Below are 17,760 nucleotides of genomic sequence, written 5' to 3' on the forward strand. Positions count from 1 at the left end.
AGCCCTCCCCCTTGAATGTTCGTTTTTTTGGTTATACTTTAGTCACTTGCCAGATTATTCGAGAAAGTACTGGAAGTTATTCATGGATCACATTGATTCTAAAATGAGTCGTACCGACCCCTCATTTCCAAGAAAGCACCTGCTGCTTGCCTCTGTGCTGGCAACGGTGGTTAGTACCGCCCTGTTCCTCCTCCCCTCCAGCGAAGTTAAAGCCGAACGGGAAGCGATCCCCCTAACACTGGATTTTGCCCCTGGCGCCGACAATATCGATACCGCACCCGCGACGATTCCGCCACTGGCGATGCGCCAGCCCCAGGCAACGCCTCAACCACTTGCGCCTGCAGCAGCCACCATTGACAAGCCTCGCGAGCCACAGCAGCACTGGAACAGCGTCAAGATTAAATCGGGCAGCACCCTCTCCACCATTTTTCGCCAGCAGGGACTCAGCCCGTCACTGCTGCACGCCCTGGTCACCAGTAGTGACGAAGGCAAGCTACTGAACCGGGTAAGCCCGGGCCAACAGATAGAGTTCCTTAGGGACTCGAGCGGTGAACTCGACAAAATTCGCTACGTGCGCAACCGGCTTGAGTCTGTGCTGTTTACCCGCACCGACAACGGGTTCTCCGCGGAAGAGATTATCTATACCCCCCATGCTCGCCAAACCTTCGCCGAAGCAGAGATCAACCATTCGCTGTTTCTAGCTGCCCAGGAAGCGGGCATGAGTGAAACCCTGACAATGAAGCTCGCCAATATCTTTGGCTGGGATATCGACTTCGCTCTCGACATCCGCAAGGGCGATAGCTTCCGCGTTATCTACGAGGAGAATTACCTCGAAGGTGAAAAGATCTCCGACGGAGGCATCGTAGCGGCCCAGTTCATCAATCAGGGACGCGTATACACCGCGGTACGTTATACCGACAGCAAGGGACACACCGATTACTATTCACCCGATGGCCGCAGCATGCGTAAGGCGTTCCTGCGCTCTCCTGTGGATTTTGCCCGCATCAGCTCACGCTTCAACCTCAAGCGCAAGCACCCTGTACTCAACAAGATTCGCGCCCACAGAGGCGTCGACTATGCGGCATCGACCGGAACCCCAATACGCGCCGCCGGTGATGGTAAGGTTATCCACGCCGCCAGAAAAGGCGGCTTCGGCAAGGCAGTGATCATCCAGCATGGTCAACGCTACAGCACGCTCTATGCCCACCTAAGCAAATATGGTCGCAACGTTCGCAGCGGTAAATACGTCAAACAGGGGCAAATTATCGGCTATGTGGGCTCCACGGGCCTGGCAACCGGTCCACACTTGCACTACGAGTTCCGTGAAAACGGGGTTCACGTTAACCCCATGACCGTGAAACTTCCCAGCGCCAAACCCATCGCCAAAAAGGAGCGCATCGAGTTCGAGAGCCAGACCCAGCTGCTGATCAGCCAACTCGAGCAGCCCACTGCCATTCTCGCACTGAACGATTGAACCCATGACAACCCAGGTGCTCACCATCGGCTTGATGTCGGGCACTAGCCTCGACGGCGTCGATGCAGTGCTGGTCGATTTCTCTCGGGGTACCCCACAGCTAGTCGCGGCCACCAGCCTGGACTTCCCCCCAGACTTACGCAACCAGTTGCTAGCCCTATGCCAACCCGGCGACAATGAAATAGAACGCGTCGCCCGCATCGAAGCGAAGCTGACCCATCTCTATGCCGCTGCGACTAACACACTACTCGCCAACGCCAAACTAGCGGCCTCCGCCGTCGCAGCCATAGGCTGTCACGGCCAGACGATTCGCCACTTGCCGCATCTGGGCTACAGCCTTCAGATAGGCAACCCCAGTCTACTGGCTGAACTCACAGGCATCGCAGTCGTCGCCGATTTCCGCAGCCGCGACCTGGCCGCAGGAGGGGAAGGCGCTCCCCTGGTACCCGCCTTTCACCAACAGGTGTTCGCAAGCCGCAAGAATCGCATCATTATCAATATTGGCGGCATGGCCAATATCAGCTGCCTTCCGCCAGGGGGGACGGTTACGGGGTTTGATACCGGCCCCGGCAACCTGCTGATGGATAGCTGGTGCGAGCAGCATCAGGGAACGGCGTACGACCATAACGGCTGCTGGGCAGCAGGCGGCAAGGTCAATCAACCACTGCTGGACAGGCTGTTGGGCGATGATTATTTCCAACGCCAGCCACCGAAAAGTACCGGTCGAGAGTATTTCAACAGGCTTTGGTTAGAGCAGCACCTTGCCCAACACCCGAGCCTCGCCCCACAAGATGTGCAAACAACTCTACTGGAGCTAAGCGCCCGCAGCATCTGCGATGGGATTAGTCGCTGGGGGTTGCCAGAAGCGGACTGCTACCTGTGCGGAGGCGGGGCCTATAACGGCGCCCTGCTGGGAAGAATTCAGGCCATAATGCCGCAGCGGCTGGTCGACACCACAACTGCACTGGGGATCGATCCCCGCTGGGTCGAGGGCGCCACCTTCGCCTGGCTAGCCCGCCAACACCTGGACGGCCAGTCCGGCAACCTGCCGGCAGTCACGCGCGCCCGCGGCCCGCGTGTTCTTGGGGCGCTCTACCCCCCATAAAGGTCCTGCAGATTGAGGGGGCGCCTACGAACGGGACACTCTACTATTTCAGCACGAGTTTCGGGTCAGATCGAAAAGGAGGAGCCGCAGCCACAGGTGGTGCTGGCGTTAGGGTTGTTGACCACAAAGCGAGAGCCTTCGAGCCCTTCAAGATAATCCACCGTTGCTCCCACGACATACTGATAGCTCAGCGCGTCAACCAACAGGGTCACTCCGTCATTTTCTATCACGGTATCGTCCTCTGACATCTCATCATCAAAGGAAAATCCATACTGGAAGCCCGAGCACCCACCGCCGGTAACAAAGACCCGCAACTTTAGCTCGCGATTGCCCTCCTCCTCAATAAGGGAGATCGCTTTCTCCACCGCCTTCGGAGTCAAGTTGAGAGGAGAGGGAATGAACGTCTGTGCTGTCATCTATTTTTCACCGACTGGAACTGCATCTGTGACATTATCCAATTAACCAACAATATTAGTCAACTATTGCTCGAGAGATATTACTCAAGCGGCAACCTAAACCCCTTCGCTAAAGGGCTCCTCCTCATGGACGGCGGGATCCGGCAAAGCCTTTACCTGAGGCTCTGGTGAATACTCCAGACTACCGTTCACCTGTGCGCCCATCACCATTTCAATCAGCTTATAGTAAACGTTTCCGTTCACCTCAGCCTGGGCGGCCAACTCCAAATGCTCGGTAGAGTGTACGTCGCCTGTCACCTTGCCATTAATAATAATGTGCGGCGACCTGATCTCACCCTCGACGTAGCCATTATCGGCAATCCGCACCAAGCCCTCGGTGGCTGTAACATTACCGATCACACGCCCTTCAACCTGCAACGCGCCCTCAAACTGAACATCACCAGTAACGATGGTACCGTTCGCAATCAGGGTCGTGCGATCCCCATATTTTTCGATATTAATCGCTTTGGGTTTTACTTTCCGACGCATCGGTTACTGCCTCCTCAAACTGCCATGGAATTTTTTGCTCAACACGCTTGGGCTTGGGCCCGCGAGATTGAGCAACCACCAACAAATAATCGGGTTCAAAGCCTTCCGGAATCACCATCTCGGCGTAACGCTCTCCCGGCCCGGGAATATTCTGGAAATAGCGAAAACCCAACCTGATATTCTGATCTTTGACCTCTTCCGAGAGGTCTTTTAACGCTAAGGACTTTTCAATACCCTCTTGGCGCCCGACCAGCGACACCGTCGCAAGCCCCGACAACAAGCGGTTGGAATCAGATACCTGCGTCAACATCAACTTAAATCGAAACCGGCCTGGTTGATCGGTTCGGTGCAGTTCATACTTCTGCACTCTCAACCCCTTATCAGCCGACTTCGGGGCCATAATATTTTTGTAAAATGACAAATCCTGTTGCAACTGGAATTTTTCCTCTTCCAGCTGTTTGATATTCAAACGCACCGCATCGGTAGATTGACGGTCGACGTCAGCCCCTACCCGCAGCGCTGTCACCTCCTGCGTCAAGGCCTCGATCTCTCCCCGTTTTAGTGCCAACTCCGCACGCAACAGGTCGCGCTCAACCAGTGCAGACTGCTGAGATTCCATCCCCAGATACTCTCCAACAAGGAAGCTACCCACAGAGAAAAGGGTAAACAGCAGCCAATAAACGAGCTTCTTCAGCAACCGCTTGCCCGGCTGGTCAGAAACAACAATAAGATGTTCCTGTTTGGTTCCTGTAACCTGCGCCATTATCGTCCTCCTCCCTAAGGCATCAAGGCAACCATATCAAGCCCGGTATGCTCATCCAAACCAAACATGATGTTCATATTCTGTACCGCCTGCCCTGCCGCACCTTTCACCAGATTATCAATAACAGACAACACCACGACACGCTTCCTCCCTTGGGGACGATACAGTGCGATACGACATAGATTAGCCCCGCGGACGCTTCGTGTTTCAGGTAGTGAGCCCGCGGGCATCACATCAACAAACGGCTCATCCCGGTAACGCTGTTCAAACAAATTTTGCAAGTCGGCTACATCCCCATGGAGATCTGCATAAAGGGTGGCATGAATACCGCGAATCATCGGAGTAAGGTGGGGAACAAAGGTCAGCTCCGGCGTCGAATTATGCCCGGCGATTTTGTTGATTGCTGTTAATCCCTGCTCAATTTCGGGTAGATGTCGATGCCCTGACACTCCGTAGGCCTTGAAACTTTCGCTGGTTTCACACAGGAGCGCGTCCACCTTGGCCTGGCGACCGGCACCGCTGACGCCGGATTTGGTGTCCGCGACCAGGCTCATTGGATCGATCACTCCAGCTTCCAGCAACGGCAGAAAGCCAAGCTGCACCGCCGTTGGATAGCAGCCGGGATTGGCAACCAGGCGCGCGCCTGCTATCTCCTGGCGGTTAACCTCAGGTAAACCGTAGACCGCCTCCCCGAGCAAATGGCGACATGAGTGTTCCATCCCGTACCACTGAGCCCAGAGCTCGGGATCCTTGAGGCGAAAGTCGGCGGCAAGATCAACAACCTTTACACCCGCGGCCAGTAGCTCGGGTACCTGCTTCATGGCGATACCATTGGGCGTCGCAAAAAACACCAGGTCGCACCGACTCAGCGCATCAAACGAGGGCTCAACAAAACAAAGCTCCGTGTGGCCTCGCAGGTTAGGATAGAGGGAAGCCACCGGCATGCCCTGCTCCGCGCGCGAGGTCACCACTTCCAGCTCGACCTGCGGGTGCATAACCAGCAGCCGTAACAACTCCACTCCGGTATATCCGGTACCGCCAACAACACCAACCTTGATCATCGACACCCCACCTAACTCCCGCCAGAAAAACCAGCATCCACCATTAAGATCATAATGATTTATGTTTTATGAACAAACACGCATAATAACACGCTCACGAGCAATAGTTGCATCGTTAAAAAAACACAATGCGTCGCCCATCACCCCCCAAAATAATGAATCGCTTCCGCTTGCGACTGGCCAATGCGGAGGCGGTCCCCCAGCTCGCCTTGCTGGGCCTATTAAGCGGAATCATCACTGGCGCTGTGATCATTCTGTTTCGACAGTTGCTGAGTCTGTTGCTTGAAAACGGACTGCCCGAGGGCAACGACGAAAACTTTGAGGGCCTCGCTGCCCACTGGCGGTTTATCCTGCCCATTGGCGGCGCACTGGCACTGGTGCTCCTGCTTGCGCTCATCAAACCTCGCCATCGGCGCGTCGGCATCGCCCATGTCATTGAACGTATGGGCCTGCATCAGGGCCACCTCCCCCTTAAAAATATGCTGGTGCAGTTTTTCGGCGCCATCATCGCCCTCGCCAGCGGCCATTCGTCGGGGCGTGAGGGTCCCGCGGTGCATCTGGGCGCAGCCGGCAGCAGCGCGCTGGGACAATGGTTAAGGCTACCCAATAACAGTGTTCGCACTTTGGTCGGATGTGGAAGTGCCGCAGCGATATCAGCGGCATTTAACACTCCGATTGCCGGCGTTATCTTTGCCATGGAAGTGGTGATGATGGAGTACACCATCAGTGGGTTTATTCCGGTAATTCTGGCCTCGGTTATAGCCGCCTTCATGACGGCACTGGTATACGGCTCCGATCAAGCCTTCATTATTCCCTCCATCGAGATGCACTCGCTGCTCGAGTTCCCCCTGGTCATTATCTGCGGATTTGCCATCGGCTGCCTGGCGGCGGCGTTCATCTGGCTGAGTAAAAACATCCACCGGCGCGCTCCCCAGCCGTATTGGTTTCGCCTGCCTTTGGCCGGCCTGCTGACCGGATTGGTGGCGATCTACTACCCACAGGTGATGGGGATCGGTTACGACACCATTACCGACATACTTTTTAATACGGTCGGACTCGAGTTCCTGTTGTATTTGGTGCTGGCGAAACTGGTGGTATCAGCGGCAGCCTGCGGACTTGGGGTACCCGCCGGAATTATCGGGCCCAGCCTGTTTTTGGGCGCCTGCCTCGGCGGAGCCATCGGCCTGCTATCCCAGGTTGCCTATACCCAGCCCAGCTCCGGCAGCGGGTTCTATGCCATGCTGGGTATGGGTGCCATGATGGCAGCTGTGCTACAAGCCCCTCTGGCCGCCTTGATGGCGGTAATGGAACTCACGCAGAACCCCAGCATTATTCTTCCCGCAATGCTGGCAGTGGTTATCGCATCCCTTACCAGTCGCTACCTGTTTGGCCAGGCTTCCATCTTTTCTGAGCTACTGGGAAAAGTGGTTTCCGACCCCAGGAGCATTCTGGAGCAGGGCCTGCACCGGGAGGGTGTCGCCAGCATCATGGATGGAGGCCTGCTTCACCTCCCTCGTCACTGCTCCAGGGAGCTCGCCCTGCAACAGCTCAAGGCAACGGATAAGTGGATTGTTATCCTTGAGCAGGATGACCCGCAATGGATACTGCGAGCCGAGGAGCTGAGAGGGCAACTGGCGCAACCCGACCGCCCGGACGAGCTTGATCTGCTGTCGATTCCCGCCCAGCGTAAGGATATTTTTGCGATATCGGATCAGGCAACGGTGCAGGAAGCTTTGCAACTGTTGCGCGAGGTGGGCACCGAAGCACTTTATGTGCAGGATATACAAAATAATCGAGCCATCGGTATTGTGACGCTGGATTTTATCCAGCAACATTACCGTCTTCACCCTTAACAACTTCACGAATAGGGACATTCCATGCTTTGGGTAAAAGCCTTCCACATCATCGCCGTTATTTGCTGGTTCGCAGCGCTGTTCTACCTGCCGCGGCTATTCGTGTACCACGCCATGAGCGAAGACCTCACTAGCCGCGAGCGTTTTAAGATTATGGAGCGAAAACTTTACCGAGGCATCTCTACCCCCTCGATGGTGGTAACCCTGGTATTGGGTTTTTGGCTGGTTGCCTACAACCGCGAATACTATGAAGCCTCTGCCTGGTTCCATGCCAAGCTGACGCTGGTCGCCCTGCTGGTGATCTACCACTTTTTTACGGGGCGTATGGTCAAAACTTTCGCAGCAGATAACAACACTCGCAGTCACGTATTCTACCGCTGGTTTAATGAGGTACCCGTATTGATGCTGGTCGGCATTGTAATACTGGTGGTGGTGCGCCCCTTTTAACCGAATAGGAGCCGTCTACTCGCTGCGGCTCCCGCCAAAAAACCAAAACCCGAAAGCTATGGCTATAGGCGCGATATCCCTTCAAGGCTGATCAGTCCCGACTCAGCCGACAGGCCTGAGATCTTCGATCACTATACCGTCGTTCGGCAATGAGCCCGGTGAAACCACCAACACGTTGCCGGAGAGTTTACACAGGTCACGAATCGATTGCACAACAGCCTCTTCGTCTATACCCTCGGTTTCGCAGTGTAGCGTCATCACATCATTGTCATTGCACGACTCCACGCACAAACGCGCTTTAACAATTTCGGGGTATCGCTCCACGACGGCACTTACCTGTTGGGGACTCACAAACATCCCCTTCACTTTCGTGGTCTGGTCCGCGCGCCCCATCCACCCCCCGATGCGCATATTGGTGCGACCGCAGGAGCTGGCGCCGGGTAATATCACCGACAGATCTCCAGTGGCAAAGCGGATCAAGGGATAATCTCGATTAAAGCTGGTAACAACAACCTCCCCAACCTCGCCATCCGGTACAGGGTCACCGGTTCCCGGGCGCACTATCTCGAGCAAAATCTCCTCGGCGACGATTAATCCATTACGCGCAGAGGATTGATAAGCGATCAACCCAAGGTCCGCCGATGCATAGGCGTCGTAGTACGCAATACCGCGCCCATCGAAGTAATCTTTGAGGGACTTGGTCAGCGCCGCACCCGCAAACAAAGCCTTGCGCAAGCTACTGACATCGACGCCCAACTCATCTGCCCGATCCAGAATAATTTTTAAAAATGCCGCCGTACCGCAATAGCCGGTCACCCTTAGGTCGTGCATTACCTGCACCTGCGCTTCGGTTTGCCCTGCACCGGCGGGAATGACCGTGCAACCGCAGGCTCGGGCACCGGAATCCAGAATCGCTCCACCGGGCGTCAGGTGGTACGAAAGGCAGTTCTGGACTCGGTCACCTGGCCGAAATCCAGCGGCATAAAATGCACGTCCAACTTTCCACCAATCGTTGCGCTGCCCTTCAGGATCGTATATCGGGCCGGGAGATTGGTAGATTCGATTCAGCTTTGCGGTACCCGTTGCCACCATACCCGCAAAGGGTGGGTGCTTGCGCTGAAGCTCGGTCAGCTCCGATTTTCGCAGCACCGGAAGTGTAGCCAGCGCTGACCTGCTATTGATCTCGTGGGGATTGATACCCGCCAACTGCTGCGAATACCACACCGTGCTTTCTTGAGCCCAGCGCAGGTGTTCAGGCAGACGCTTGAGCAAAGTCTGCTCCCTGAGCTCGGCATCCTGAGTTTCGAGCTCATCAAAAAAATCAGTCATTAGAGCCTCCTACAGCCAGCGCTTTCTGCGCTTATAGGATTTAAGATCCTTGAAGCTACGGCGCTCTTCATTGCCACCTCCAAGGTAGAACTGTTTCACATCTTCATTTTGCAGGAGCTCCTCACTGGAGCCATCCAATACAACTTTTCCGGACTCCATAATGTAACCGTAGTCCGCTGCTCGCAGCGCATAGTTGGCATTTTGCTCAACCAGTAACATGGTAATACCCTGCTCCCGATTGATTTTTTCGATGATCCCAAACACCTCTTTTACCAACAGAGGGGATAAACCCATAGAGGGCTCATCAAGCAAAATCATTTTGGGACGCGCCATCAGCGAACGTCCAATTGCCAACATCTGCTGTTCCCCTCCGGATAGATAACCGGCCAAGCCAGTTCGCTCCTTCAAGCGGGGAAAATACTCAAACACCATATCGATATCCTGCTGGATATTTTTATCTCTCCGGGTAAATGCCCCCAAGCGCAGATTCTCGATGCAGGTCATATCCTCGATAATTCTGCGCCCCTCCATCACCTGAAAAATACCCGAACGCACGATATCTTCTGCATCCCGGCGATCGATGCGCTCTCCCATAAAGTTGATTTCACCCCGGGTAACCTCTCCGTCTTCGGTCTTCAAAAGACCCGAAATCGCCTTCAACGTAGTGGATTTTCCGGCTCCGTTTGGGCCCAGCAAGGTGACGATCTGTCCCTGAGGAACTTCGATGCTAACGCCGCGCAACACCAGGATGACATCGTCGTAAACCACTTCGATATTATTGACCGACAACATCGGTGGCGCGCTGGCCGGTTTTTCAACTACTTGCTGCATTATCTACTCCCCGGTTTTGGGTCATCCGTTCTTCTAAAGGCGCCGGGCAGATACCGGCGCCCGTCGAGACTCAGTAGCCCAGCCAATCATCCCGGCGAGGTAAGGTTACTTGAGACACACGCTCTACCATTACATCACCACCGTTATAATTGCCCTTGTAAATATTGACGGTATTAATGCCTCGGTGATCCTGGGCAGTCCAGGTGGCCGGCAAGCATACGCCCTCCAGTCCCCTAGGCACCCAGTTTTGGCGCGCATACATGCCCTGCTTGATATTTTCACCGGTAATACCACCATTGGCTTTGGCCCACTCCATCGCTTCTTTCATGTAGTAGGCAGAACAAACACCGCGAATATAGTGGTGGGTGCGAAACTCTGTACCGGAAGGGTCAGACATTTTTGAGATCTCCCGCACCATCTTCATACCGGGAGCTGTATCTTCCCAGAAGGGTGTCATTGCCGGAAAGATGTAATCCTTAACGCCCGCGCCTGCGGCTTCAAAGATCGGTTTATCGCCGCCCCAAATATTGGACATGAACTGAACATCGGTCCCTACGGTTCCGCATGATTTAACCAGCGACACCACTGAACCACCCAGGTTAGCAATATAGGCATAATTGGATTTCGAATCCTTCAGTGACAGGCATTGGGCTTTAAAGTCACCGGGCTTCATCGAAACCACGATAGGGGGCATCACCTCAAAACCGAGCTCGGCTGCGTATTCGCCGCAAGCTTCCTTGGGAGCGTTAGGGTAAGGATGATTATCGCCAACATGAGTAAACTTCGGTTTTCCGCTTCCCCCCCTGGTTTTCCAATCATCTGCCGCCCATTGCACCAACGCCCGACATCCATCCGAATAGGAGGCTCCGTAGAAGAAATTGTAGGGCGCGGGCTTCTTGGTTTTGGGGTTCTTTCCTGTTGGGTCGGTGAGATGACCAGAATAGGAGGCTGAGTAGACAGGGACTTTGTCTTTGGCAACGAAGCTGATCAACGCTTCGGTGTCGGCGGTTCCCCAGCCTTGCATTGCAACCATATTCTTGCGCGATACCCACTTTTTATAGGACGCAATTGCCTGAGGAACCTTGTAGGCATAGTCGATGGTTTCAAACTCAAGACGCGTACCATCAATACCCCCATGACTATCGATATAACCCATGGCATCACGGATACCATTGGCGTAATTTTTTCCTACAAACGCCGTCGGTCCGGAAAGGTCAGCCAGGTGGCCAACAAATACCGACTCTTCAGCGTGGAGGCTGGTGGAAACCATGGCGCCGGCAACCAGCGTGCCGATCAATACTCTCTTGTTCATTGCAGGATACCTTTTCTTGTTGTTGTAGAATCCGGAGACAGCTAACACCGGTAGGTTGGGATTTACAGCCTCGTTTCCCGTTGATGCACCGATCAATAGGAGAACGGATAAAATTTCCAATACGCCTTTATCTGATGCCAGCGATGGGCCAGGCCTTCGGGCTCAAAGATCAAAAATAGAATAATCACCAGCCCAATGCTCATCTCCTTCATATAGGCAAGGCCATCGGTGAACGCGGTACTGCTGCCCCAACCGGTTGCCGACAACAGACCCACAATACCTTCGAGCACCTCCGGCAGCATCACCATAAAGATGGTCCCCATCAGAGCCCCCTTGACCGATCCCAGACCGCCGATAATGATCATGGCCAGAAACTGGATCGACATCAGAATCGTAAAACCTTCGGCCGAAACAAAACCCAGGTAGTGACCGTAAAGTGCCCCCCCAATCCCGGCATAAAAAGAGGATACGCCGAACGACAGCAATCGATACTTGGTCAGGTTGATACCCATGATTTCTGCGGACAGGTAATGATCCCTCACGGCGATAAACGCGCGGCCATCGCGGGTACGCATGAGGTTAGTGCCCCACAGATACATGGTGACCAGCGCGAACAGGGCGACATACCAAAAACTCTGGTCACCGGTCAATTCATAACCAAAAATCGCCACCGGAGGCGCTGCCGCTCCGTAGGAACCACCCGTAAACCAGTCGGCACGTGCAAAGAAATCTTCCAGAATAAACTGTGCCGCCAGTGTCGCTACCGCCAGGTACAAGCCCTTGATTCGTGCGGCAGGTGATCCAAAAATCATGCCCACCACCATGGTCATATAACCGGCCAGGGGGATGCAGAAAAATACGGGAATACCAAAGCTGTTATGCAACCAGGCCGACGCGAAGGCGCCAAAACCAAAGAATGCGCCGTGTCCCAGGGATATCTGCCCGGTAAATCCAACCAGGATATTCAAACCCAACGCCGCGATGCCCAGATAGGCCACCTGGATGCCCAGGGTAAGAAAATAGGCGTCCAGGACAAAGGGTGCCAGGCACAGCAAGACAATCGTTCCGATCACCAAAAAAAGCGTGAAGCGCGTTTCAAATATGGTGCGGTCCTGGGCGTAGCTGGTACGAAAGTCGCCGCAGGGTCTCATCGATACAGTCGACATAGTTGGCCTCCCTAGATCCGCTCGATATCTTTGGTCCCGAACAGACCATAGGGTTTAATGCACAGTATAATAATCAGCACATAAAACGGGGCAATCGAGTAGAGGTTACCCACGTGTAGATACTGGCTATCCACGAATTCCGCTACGTTCTCCAACACCCCGATGATCAGGCCGCCCACTACGCCTCCAACGATGGAGTCGAGCCCTCCAAGAATAACCGCCGGAAACACCTTGATCCCGATTACCGACAAGGCGTCCGAGACACCGTTTACCATTCCAATGACCACGCCTGCGGTCGCCGACACCACGGCCGATATTGCCCAGCTCATGGCGAAGACACGCTTGACTGAAATCCCAAGGCTCTGGGCAACCTGCTGATCAAAAGCGGTCGCACGCATCGCCAGCCCCATCCTTGAGTATTTAAAGAACCAGTAAAACGACGCCATAATCACCACCGAAATCACAAGGCTCATGACGTAAGCAAATTCAATATTCAAACCCGCGATAGTGATCACCTCGGTATCAAACACCCGCGGGTAACTCTCGGCCGAGACCCCAAAAATCCACTTCATCAAAGCCTGAAAAAAGATCGACAACCCGATGGTAACCATGATGACAGAGATAATCGGTTCACCAATCAGGGGACGCAATACGATCACCTGAAGCAGCACGCCAAAGGCCATCATAAAGAGCAGCGTTAGTAAGAAACCGACAAAGAATGGCAGCTGCATATGCACTAAAAATGCCCAACACACCCAGGCACCGATCAACAGGAACTCGCCCTGGGCAAAGTTTACGATCTGAGTCGATTTATAGATCAGTACAAAACACATCGCCACCACGCCGTAGAGCATGCCAACAATAAGTCCATTCAGTATCAACTGTAGAAGTAGCTCCCAGTTCATGACGCTCTCCTCCCTGCACTATCGGCCTGGTTGCGATGATGAGTATCTGTCCTGTTTTCTGAAATGAGTCGTTCCACTTTCAAAGAGGTCTGGATTCGGGAACGGGTGCCATCCTGGAAGGTGATCACCGTGTCGACCTCTACCCGATCGTCGCCTGAGTAGATAGAGTCGATTATCTCCTGATATTTTTCCGCGACTACGCCACGGCGAACCTTACGGGTACGCGTCAGCTCTCCATCGTCGGCATCGAGCTCTTTATAAAGAAGCAGAAAACGGTGGATTCGCTGTGCTTCTGGCAAGGTTTCGTTGACGCTTTCAACTTCGCTACGCAGCTGCTCATAGACCAATTCGTGAGCGGACAAATTAGTATAATTGGTGAAGGCGAGCCCCTTCTGTTCCGCCCACTTGGACACCACGCTAAAACGAATACAAATAATCGCTGACAGATAGGAGCGTCCGCTCCCCAACACAACAGCCTCGGCAATAAAGGGCGAAAATTTGAGTTTATTTTCGATAAATTGGGGCGAATAGCGGTATCCCTGCTCGGTCTGCGCAAGATCCTTGAGCCGGTCGATCACCACCAGATGTTTATTTTCCTGCTTGAAGTAACCGGCATCGCCGGTATGCATCCAGCCCTCTTTAACGTCATCGTGGTACGCATCCATGTTCTTGTAGTAACCGCTAAACATTCCACTGGTGCGCGCTACAATTTCACCGACCCCTTTATCGTCGGGGTTGATCACCTTTATTTCGGCGTTATCGAAGGCCACACCGACGCTGTCGTAATCGATATCGTCGCTACGATGGATGGTATAGGCACCACAGAGTTCGGTCTGGCCATAGAGCTGCCGCAGGGGTACCCCGATGGCTTGGAAAAAACGTAACGTATCGGGCCCCATAGCGGCCCCGCCGGTTGCGGCGCTGCGCAAATGCGTAAAGCCGAGACGATCGCGCAGGGCGCGCAGTAGCACCCATTCCGCCAGCCGGGAGCGGTTCCCTTTGGCGAGAGCCCGGTTAGCACGCTTCATGCCCCACTCAAAAAGTGCCTGTTTAAGGGGCGTCGAATCGAGCATTCGAGAACGCACATCGGCGACAATGTTCTCCCAAACCCTGGGAGCCAAGAGCACGAAATGGGGCCCAATTTCGCGCAGGTCCGCCATCAGGGTCTCCTGCTCCTCGACAAAATTTACGATTTGGCGGCTAACCAGACTCTGCCCTATCGCATACACCTGCTCCATGATCCAGGGCAGCGGCAATACCGATACATAGTTATCCCCCGGTGACTTGCCGTCGGCGCGCAGATAGGCGGCGCAGTGATTCAAAAAGGCGCCAGAATGCAGCATCGCCAGCTTAGGGCGCGAGGTGGTACCGGAAGTTGTACAGAGAATAGCGAGATCCTCGCCCTGGGTTGCTTCCACCAGCAAGGTATAAGCCTCGGCGTCCTCCTCCTCTTGCTGGCGCCCCATTTCGTAAAGACGCGCAATATCCAGCAAGCGGGAATCCTCGTACTTACGCATGCCCCGGGCGTCGCAATAGACAATCCACTCTACCGACGGAATCTGTTCCCCCAGCTCCAGCAACTTGTCACATTGCTCTTCGTCTTCGGCAATAATGACACGCGCCTGGGCGTAATTAATGAGGTAGGCAACCTCTTCGTGCATGGAGTCCTGGTAGATCCCCAGTGAGTAACACTTGAGGGCATGGGTGCTGATCTCTCCCCAGATCCACTCCGGGCGGTTTTCACCCAGCAAGCCGATCACATCCCCCTCATTGACGCCGAGAGCTTTGAGCCCCAGAGCCATCCACTTGACCCGATCGTTATAGTCCTTCCAGCTGTACTCGTTCCAGATGCCGAACTCCTTCTCCCGCATCGCCACTTCGCTGCCAAACAGCGCCGCGTTATGCGCCAGCAGTTTTGGGAAGGTGTCAAAGCGATCTACATCGGCGTAGTCGGTATGTAATTGAGCCATTACGCAACCTCCTCGCCATCGTCGGGCAGGGGGTCGTCCTCACCCAGATAGGCTTTTTGCACATGCTCATTGGCCATCACCTCATCGGGAGTGCCCTCGGCCACTTTTTTGCCAAAATCCAGCACCATGACACGGTCGGAAATATCCATTACTACCCCCATGTCATGCTCAATCATGGTCACGGTCATACCGAACTCCGCGTTGAGATCCATGATGTAGCGCGCCATATCCTCCTTCTCCTCTAGGTTCATACCCGCCATAGGCTCATCCAAAAGAATCAGGTCCGGTTTAAGTGCAATGGCACGCGCCAACTCGACGCGCTTGCGTAAACCATAGGAGAGCGTCCCCGCAATGGCTTTGCGGATGTGGGTAATCTCCAGAAAGTCGATAATGTCCTCCACCGCACGGCGGTGCTCCAACTCTTCGCGCTTGGCTGGAGAGAACCAGTACAGTGGGCCTGTGAAGAAATTGTTCTTCAGCATATGATGCCGCCCAACCATGATGTTATCGAGCACGCTCATATGACCAAACAGGGCGAGATTCTGGAAGGTACGACCTATCCCCAATTCTGCCCGCGCATTGGGCTTGAGCCGGGTAACGTCGTCGCCGCGAAATAGAATACGTCCATGGTTGGGCGAATAACGTCCGGAGACACAATTGAGCATCGATGTCTTACCGGCCCCGTTGGGTCCAATAATAGAGAACACCTCACCCTTATTGACCGAAAAGCCGACATCGGTCAGCGCCTTAACGCCACCAAAGGCCAGAGATACGTTCTCCACTTGCAGCAGAGGTGTTGCGCTCATAGGCTAAACTCCCCGTTCGCAAAGGAAACAGGTGCCCCTGAGCCAGCGGCCAGACCAGCAGGCAAACAGATAGCGATCTCGCGGACCCGATCATCCATAATATTGACCCCGTATTGTTGTTGTTTTTTCACTGGGCATCATCGATTATGCCACTCAAGCCAGAGGCGAGGATTGACTATCTTGCTTAAGAGATGGACTATATTGCGGTTTGTTCCCCGAGTAGGCGGTACCCGGCCACACTCGCACTCCCACCGTTACAGACTTTAGGAGCACCCAGTGGAGACACCCTCTCCCGATCCCTCGCAGCTCATTAAACTGGTCACCGAGCGCATGCCGTTTGGCAAATATCAGGGCTGGCTGCTAAAAGACCTTCCAGAACCCTACCTGGTCTGGTTCAAGCAGCAGGGGTTTCCCGGCGGACAAATAGGGCACCTTTTGCACTCTCTGTACGAGATCAAGCTCAACGGGCTGGAACCACTGCTTGAGGAGATTGCCTGCCGGCATGGGCGTCACACCCCCTAGCTCGCAGCTATCGCTCCGGCTCGTCGATAAACTCCCAACCACCACTGGTATAGACCCAGGTGGAGCCGTTGACGACACTAAAGCGGAAAATAACCAGCCCTTGAGCCGAGTCCGTCAGCTTGAGCTGGTAGCTGGGCATATCATAAAAATTCTTGTTCCCCGATTCTGCCATCGGCTGCCACTGCCGCCCATCGAAAAACCAGCTGTCGCCACTGAAGGTATTGAGTTTAAGAGTAACGGGCTTTCCATCAAGCGCCGAGCTGGCACTATAGAGGGCATACTCGGTATCCGGCGCCGCCAACACCGAACCGGCACATAGACCCGCCCAAACCAGAATCATTACTCTTAACAGCCTGCGTCCCACACTCACTCCCTGATACACCGATCTATTATTGGCCGCAACTCCCAGTGGGCGATATGATGCCAGTGGAGCGCACCCTAAACTTACCCACCCGTGGAAATAATGCAAGCATGAGCGACCCCACCCCTGATACAGCGCACAAAGACGCCGACTCAACCGCTGGCGACCACCAGGATGCTGTGATCCCCAAGCGTACCGTACGCGAGGAGCTGAACACTCCCGCCCACCAGCGCATCGAAGAGGAGTTCGAACAAGCCTGCGCTCGACTGGAACAGCTCGACTACGACCTGCTCGGCATGACTCAAATGCCCTCGGAAAACGACCTTGCAGATGCGCGCCACTACCGTTCGATCTGGCACAGCGCCCTGATGGTAGTCAGTGCCCTACTCATTCTGGCCGTACTGGGATATCTTCCGGCCTGGGTAGGCGGCATCAACGGTGCGCTGCTATTTGCCCTGACCATCGGATACTTTGACGGCATCAACCCGCTGATGCCGGGGGGTAACCACTACACCCACCTGGTCCGCAAGCGGCGGCAGTATCACTTCCACCTGCGCGACTACGTACGCAAACTGGAGGGCAGCTATGGCTACATCCACACTCTGCAGCCCCTTCAACAGCTGAACCCAAACCTGCAGCGACATTACTTTAATAAGCTCTGCTCATTATCGCGAAAAGGGCTGCTGGCGCGGCAAATTAGCTCTTTGGAGAATCTTCGCCTCTATTATGAGTTTCTGATCGAAGCCAATAATGCTAACCAGATCCGCGAACAACTTAAGCTCAAAGAGCAGATAGAGCGTCAGGGCCAGGATATGGCAGCACCCGACGAGGGCACTCCATCGCAAGCAAGCGATGACAGCGCCGCAAACCCATAATATACTTGCCAGTTCCTCGCCCTCATAACCAATAAA

General features: G+C 54.4%; 18 protein-coding genes. 6 read left to right on the forward strand and 12 right to left on the reverse strand.

Going from position 1 to position 17,760, the window contains the following annotated elements; genetic code table 11:
- The first annotated feature begins 82 nt into the window (after positions 1 to 82).
- Both ACP3PW_RS00045 and ACP3PW_RS00050 read left to right on the forward strand, forming a co-directional pair.
- On the forward strand, positions 83 to 1,474 hold the full coding sequence (locus tag ACP3PW_RS00045; protein WP_426414609.1) for an OapA family protein: 1,392 nt from the start codon (positions 83 to 85) through the stop codon (positions 1,472 to 1,474).
- A 4-nt stretch (positions 1,475 to 1,478) separates the two neighbouring features.
- Complete coding sequence (locus tag ACP3PW_RS00050; protein ID WP_426414610.1) at positions 1,479 to 2,579, forward strand: anhydro-N-acetylmuramic acid kinase; 1,101 nt, start codon at positions 1,479 to 1,481, stop codon at positions 2,577 to 2,579.
- A 65-nt stretch (positions 2,580 to 2,644) separates the two neighbouring features.
- Here ACP3PW_RS00050 and erpA read toward each other — a convergent pair whose 3' ends face one another.
- The 4 genes from erpA to argC form a co-directional block, all read right to left on the reverse strand.
- Positions 2,645 to 2,995, reverse strand: coding sequence for an iron-sulfur cluster insertion protein ErpA (gene erpA, locus ACP3PW_RS00055; RefSeq protein WP_426414611.1), 351 nt, complete (start codon positions 2,993 to 2,995; stop codon positions 2,645 to 2,647).
- A gap of 96 nt (positions 2,996 to 3,091) precedes the next feature.
- Positions 3,092 to 3,523 carry a bactofilin family protein gene (locus ACP3PW_RS00060; protein WP_426414612.1) on the reverse strand — a complete coding sequence of 144 codons (432 nt, stop codon included), beginning with the start codon at positions 3,521 to 3,523 and terminating at the stop codon, positions 3,092 to 3,094.
- On the reverse strand, positions 3,492 to 4,286 hold the full coding sequence (locus ACP3PW_RS00065; protein ID WP_426414613.1) for a DUF6776 family protein: 795 nt from the start codon (positions 4,284 to 4,286) through the stop codon (positions 3,492 to 3,494). Before ACP3PW_RS00065 ends, ACP3PW_RS00060 begins: the two co-directional genes overlap by 32 nt.
- A 14-nt stretch (positions 4,287 to 4,300) precedes the next feature.
- Positions 4,301 to 5,347 carry an N-acetyl-gamma-glutamyl-phosphate reductase gene (gene argC, locus ACP3PW_RS00070; RefSeq protein ID WP_426415889.1) on the reverse strand — a complete coding sequence of 349 codons (1,047 nt, stop codon included), beginning with the start codon at positions 5,345 to 5,347 and terminating at the stop codon, positions 4,301 to 4,303.
- A 128-nt stretch (positions 5,348 to 5,475) separates the two neighbouring features.
- On the opposite strand from argC, the gene ACP3PW_RS00075 reads away from it, so the two are divergent.
- Together ACP3PW_RS00075 and hemJ are read left to right on the forward strand one after the other, a co-directional pair.
- Positions 5,476 to 7,200, forward strand: a complete 1,725-nt coding sequence (locus ACP3PW_RS00075; RefSeq protein WP_426414614.1) for a chloride channel protein — start codon at positions 5,476 to 5,478, stop codon at positions 7,198 to 7,200.
- 24 nt (positions 7,201 to 7,224) lie between these two features.
- Positions 7,225 to 7,647, forward strand: a complete 423-nt coding sequence (gene hemJ, locus ACP3PW_RS00080) for a protoporphyrinogen oxidase HemJ (RefSeq protein WP_426414615.1) — start codon at positions 7,225 to 7,227, stop codon at positions 7,645 to 7,647.
- Between the two features lie 102 nt (positions 7,648 to 7,749).
- Here the strand turns inward: hemJ and ACP3PW_RS00085 are convergent, their stop codons facing one another.
- The 7 genes from ACP3PW_RS00085 to ACP3PW_RS00115 all read right to left on the reverse strand — a co-directional run bounded on the left by ACP3PW_RS00085 (position 7,750) and on the right by ACP3PW_RS00115 (position 15,966).
- A complete protein-coding gene (locus ACP3PW_RS00085) occupies positions 7,750 to 8,976 on the reverse strand; it encodes a phenylacetate--CoA ligase family protein (protein ID WP_426414616.1) in 1,227 nt (408 codons plus the stop codon).
- A gap of 9 nt (positions 8,977 to 8,985) precedes the next feature.
- Positions 8,986 to 9,807, reverse strand: coding sequence for an ABC transporter ATP-binding protein (locus tag ACP3PW_RS00090; RefSeq protein WP_426414617.1), 822 nt, complete (start codon positions 9,805 to 9,807; stop codon positions 8,986 to 8,988).
- A gap of 70 nt (positions 9,808 to 9,877) precedes the next feature.
- A complete protein-coding gene (locus ACP3PW_RS00095) occupies positions 9,878 to 11,119 on the reverse strand; it encodes an ABC transporter substrate-binding protein (RefSeq protein ID WP_426414618.1) in 1,242 nt (413 codons plus the stop codon).
- Positions 11,120 to 11,211: 92 nt separating this feature from the next.
- A complete protein-coding gene (locus ACP3PW_RS00100) occupies positions 11,212 to 12,285 on the reverse strand; it encodes a branched-chain amino acid ABC transporter permease (RefSeq protein ID WP_426414619.1) in 1,074 nt (357 codons plus the stop codon).
- Between the two features lie 11 nt (positions 12,286 to 12,296).
- Positions 12,297 to 13,190, reverse strand: coding sequence for a branched-chain amino acid ABC transporter permease (locus ACP3PW_RS00105; RefSeq protein ID WP_426414620.1), 894 nt, complete (start codon positions 13,188 to 13,190; stop codon positions 12,297 to 12,299).
- Positions 13,187 to 15,160, reverse strand: coding sequence for a long-chain fatty acid--CoA ligase (locus ACP3PW_RS00110; RefSeq protein WP_426414621.1), 1,974 nt, complete (start codon positions 15,158 to 15,160; stop codon positions 13,187 to 13,189). Before ACP3PW_RS00110 ends, ACP3PW_RS00105 begins: the two co-directional genes overlap by 4 nt.
- Positions 15,160 to 15,966 carry an ABC transporter ATP-binding protein gene (locus ACP3PW_RS00115; RefSeq protein WP_426414622.1) on the reverse strand — a complete coding sequence of 269 codons (807 nt, stop codon included), beginning with the start codon at positions 15,964 to 15,966 and terminating at the stop codon, positions 15,160 to 15,162. Before ACP3PW_RS00115 ends, ACP3PW_RS00110 begins: the two co-directional genes overlap by 1 nt.
- Positions 15,967 to 16,242: 276 nt before the next feature.
- On the opposite strand from ACP3PW_RS00115, the gene ACP3PW_RS00120 reads away from it, so the two are divergent.
- Positions 16,243 to 16,488 (forward strand): DUF3820 family protein, encoded by a 246-nt coding sequence (locus ACP3PW_RS00120; RefSeq protein ID WP_426414623.1) that lies wholly within the window; start codon positions 16,243 to 16,245, stop codon positions 16,486 to 16,488.
- A 7-nt stretch (positions 16,489 to 16,495) separates the two neighbouring features.
- On the opposite strand, the gene ACP3PW_RS00125 is transcribed toward ACP3PW_RS00120, so the two are convergent.
- Positions 16,496 to 16,852: a hypothetical protein gene (locus ACP3PW_RS00125; RefSeq protein WP_426414624.1), complete on the reverse strand. Its 357-nt coding sequence runs from the start codon at positions 16,850 to 16,852 to the stop codon at positions 16,496 to 16,498.
- Between the two features lie 107 nt (positions 16,853 to 16,959).
- Between ACP3PW_RS00125 and ACP3PW_RS00130 the strand changes: the two genes are divergently transcribed.
- Positions 16,960 to 17,724: a hypothetical protein gene (locus tag ACP3PW_RS00130; protein WP_426414625.1), complete on the forward strand. Its 765-nt coding sequence runs from the start codon at positions 16,960 to 16,962 to the stop codon at positions 17,722 to 17,724.
- Positions 17,725 to 17,760 lie beyond the last annotated feature (36 nt).

Origin of the sequence: Aestuariirhabdus sp. LZHN29 (assembly GCF_049985285.1) — a bacterium.
Taxonomy (GTDB): Bacteria; Pseudomonadota; Gammaproteobacteria; order Pseudomonadales; family Aestuariirhabdaceae; genus Aestuariirhabdus.